The sequence below is a fragment of the Clostridium tepidiprofundi DSM 19306 genome (assembly GCF_001594005.1).
GTDB classification, from domain to species: Bacteria; Bacillota; Clostridia; order Clostridiales; family Clostridiaceae; genus Clostridium_AC; species Clostridium_AC tepidiprofundi.
On record NZ_LTBA01000092.1, the window covers coordinates 1 to 3,735 of the forward strand.

Genomic DNA, 3,735 nt, shown 5'->3' on the forward strand with positions numbered 1-3,735 from the left:
TCTTTATTATAAGAATACTTAATGATTATTTGTATCTAATTTCATTACTATCACTCATTTATATTATTTACTGCTGACTTTATTTTAGTACAAAAAAAATAAAATAATAGGAGCAAGTTGTTTTTACACATTCATCTCCCACTTATAGAAGATGGGAGACTTCTGCTAGGTACGTTAAAAATCAATTTTGTACTAGTACAAAATCCTTTTTTGTTTTACTTAAGCATATTGACATACCTTCACTTTTTCATTTTTTTACACGTATAAAATTCTCTTTTTTGTCCTATTTGAATCTAAAAATTCACTTAGTTTTTATTAATATTAGTTTCTCTAACTTCTCATAAAAAAGCTTGTCCTTTCTTCTGTTTGAAATTAACCGTCCCCTTTGTTCCTCTGTTCCTCTGTTCCTCTATTTCTCTCTATTTGAATCCAAATTTCCCCTTAGTTTTCTTAATATTAGCTTCCCTAAATTCTTGTAAGAAAGCTTATCCTTTCTTTAATTTGAAATTAACCGTCCCTTTTTGATTCTCTTTGATTCTCTTTGATTCTCTTTGATTCTCTTTGATTCTTTTGATTTTCAACTACTTTGTTTATTAATTTAATTTAAGTTTGATTTATGATATAATAAATCTATACAATAATTCCAAATATTTATATTATTTTACTAGGTTATTTTTAACTAAACATTAAATCAAAACAGGTGAAAAAAATGAGTATTAATAATCAATTAAGATTTTTATTTGATATAGGTAAGGAGAAACATAACAGTATCAATAATAAAAGTATTCTGTGCCCATTTTGCCATAGAGAATGTTTAACAGATATTTTAGACGAAGATGGACCATTTATATTAGTAAAAAATAAATATCCTACACTAGAAAATACATTGCAAACTGTATTGATAGAAACAAACAACTGCAATGATAACATGTCAACATATGATAAAGAATATATGAAGAAATTGCTGCAATTTGGCGTAAATCACTGGCTGAGTTTTAAAGAAACTGGTGAATTCAAATCTGTAATTTTTTATAAAAATCATGGACCTCACTCAGGTGGTACTATCAATCATTCACACATGCAAATTGTAGGATTGAAAGATATAGATTATGAAGAATTTCTAAGAGATGAATTCTTTGAAGGAATAACAATTAACAAATCGGAAGGTTGTATTCTTAATCTTTCAACTAAGCCTAGAGTTGGCTTTACTGAATTTAATATTATAATAGATTCTATCAATACTCTACCTGTAATGGCTGATAATCTTCAAAAAATTGTTCACTATATATTAAATAATTTTTATACAAAATGCGATAGTTTTAATCTTTTCTTTTATGAATGGAGAAATCGTATAGTATGCAAGGTTATTCCTAGATTTGTTACTTCTCCATTATTTATTGGATTTTCTATCTCTCAAATATCAAATCATATGGATATGATTGTTAGAAAAGTGCAGCAGCTGTATTTTAATGATAATAACATTAAATGATCAAAAAATGATCATTTTCTAAGACTTATGTATTTTGCAAGACTCATTCCGATTAAACTTTTAAAAACGGCCCTAAAGTGGAAATGAGAAAATACTGTAGCTTTTGCCACCTCTTCAGGCACAAGCTCACCTTTTACTCTATTTTCAATATACTCAAGCATCGCTTTAACAGGAATCGAATGTTCTATAAAATCACCTCCGGAGGATATGTTTATTATAATACATGTTAACATAAATTTCTCGACAATTTTGATGAAGCTATCTACTATTTTGTTATTTATTTATATTTTTCCTGAAAAATAGTAAAAAAGCTTGACCATCTACTTACTATCTTGTTAGTTATTGATCCACTCTAACACCTGCCTAACCAAATAAGTCATTTATCTTACTTCACCCAAATAATCATAACTAATGCTATCATTGTATTTATCTATAAACATTCTTAATCAGATGTAAATGTCAATATAATTTTGGTTCTTTCCATACTTAGTTGAATTTATTCTGTTTTATTGTATAAAATTAAGCTAGTATTTAAATGCGCATAAATATTTGATAATTTTCAACTAACTTTAGAAAGAACCATTTTTATTTTATCATTTACATCAGATTATACGTTATACTAAAGTTATGATGAAAAATAATTTCCTGATAACATAAACTGATATCTGTTGTTATAAATGCTTTCAGTGCTTTATTGTTATGAAAAGCATTCTAAGAATAACTTATTAGTATGGGTACAGTCTTAAAAGCATTGATTTTGCCTTGATATCTAAAAATATAATAAAAATGACCGTTCACTGTAACAAGGTTAAATTGATCTTTTTTTAGCATTTGAGCATATCCACTGATGTTTTAGTTCACTCTACATTCCCTTGGATATATGACATGGTTAATTTTTAGAGCACCAACATATTTTATAGCAAATTTTTGCATTGCTCTTAGAACATACTCATCATTCCATGGACTCTCTGATAGAAAACGACCTATTGAAGTCCTATGAGTTGTATTAAAACAACTCTCAACTATATGAATTACTTCCCCTTTGAATGTCTATATTTTTATGTTATGTAAAAATTTATTACCAAAAATAGTTTACATATAAAATTGGAAATTGATTATCATGATTTCCTGGGATAAGGAGAGGAGTGGCTATTTTTATGGTGTTTCACTCTGTTTGTCTTCCAATTATTTAAGTCTATGTTAAATAAAGAACTTTATGTTAAAACAATTTTTTACTGGAATTTTGATGTAAAATCTCTGATAATACTAAAAACAAATAGAGTAAATGAACGTTTTGTGTTACTCTAATAATAATATAAAAAAGGAAGGAGTTGTTTTTATGATTAATTTAGGAACATTTGAAAACAAAAGTGGAAAAATGGTTATTTCAGATCCAATTTATGAATTAGGTACTTGGTGTCAAGGAGTTTTAGATGTTAAAAAAGGAAAATATAATGCTTTTTTAATCAAATCTGATGAAGGTAATTGGGGTATAAGATGTAAAGAAATACTTGTATTCCATGAAGAAGTAAGAGATATAGAAAACATTGAATGGGATCTTACAGATATTAATGTAGGTGTTGATAGTGGTCAAGCAGGATTTTTTGATTTTAAAACATATAGAAAGGATAAAATAATTCCTGAAGGTAGCACATCTTTTATGCCGGACGAACCTTGGTATTCCACTTGTTGCGATCTTACTTTATCTGAAGAACAAGCAGGAGTTTTTGAATCAGGATTGGTAAGTTCTTCTGGTTATGGAGATGGTTCATATAGCTGCTTTGTAGCTAAAAATGAAAACAATGAAATTATAGCTTTGAGAATTGTCTTTATTTCAGATAACGATATTTAAAGTAAAATTTCAAAAAATTCATTTCTTTTGTTTGTAAGAAAAAGAGCTTTTAAATACAATGCTCTTTTTTTATTTAAATTTTATTCTTTAAATTAATTTTACATATCAAGAAAACTTCCAAATACCTCTTGAAAAAAATAATATTGGAGTCACAATGAATTTACAAATGTTCTCCATGTGAATTATAAAATCTATTTTCACATGTAAAAATATTACATTATTAAAACAAAATTTTTAATATTAAAACACAATTTCAATTTTCTATACTTAACTATAAATGAGAAAATTTAGATACAAATTTTTACAGTAGATATTTACACTACGCCTTATGCTACTTTCATGGTTTTAAAAACAGTTTCAATAGGAATATTATTTTTAGCACATTAATAAATCC

At 26.6% G+C, this 3,735-nt stretch carries 3 protein-coding genes; 2 read left to right on the forward strand and 1 reads right to left on the reverse strand.

Features of this window, described 5'->3' with window-relative positions; translation table 11 throughout:
• The first annotated feature begins 709 nt into the window (after nucleotides 1–709).
• Nucleotides 710–1,489 (forward strand): DUF4931 domain-containing protein, encoded by a 780-nt coding sequence (locus CLTEP_RS13600; RefSeq protein WP_066827587.1) that lies wholly within the window; start codon nucleotides 710–712, stop codon nucleotides 1,487–1,489.
• A gap of 11 nt (nucleotides 1,490–1,500) precedes the next feature.
• Here the strand turns inward: CLTEP_RS13600 and CLTEP_RS14760 are convergent, their stop codons facing one another.
• Entirely contained in the window at nucleotides 1,501–1,722 is a 222-nt protein-coding gene (locus CLTEP_RS14760) for a hypothetical protein (protein ID WP_153016353.1), read from the reverse strand.
• Between the two features lie 1,106 nt (nucleotides 1,723–2,828).
• Here CLTEP_RS14760 and CLTEP_RS13605 point away from each other — a divergent pair.
• Nucleotides 2,829–3,341 (forward strand): DUF4241 domain-containing protein, encoded by a 513-nt coding sequence (locus CLTEP_RS13605; protein WP_066827589.1) that lies wholly within the window; start codon nucleotides 2,829–2,831, stop codon nucleotides 3,339–3,341.
• Nucleotides 3,342–3,735 lie beyond the last annotated feature (394 nt).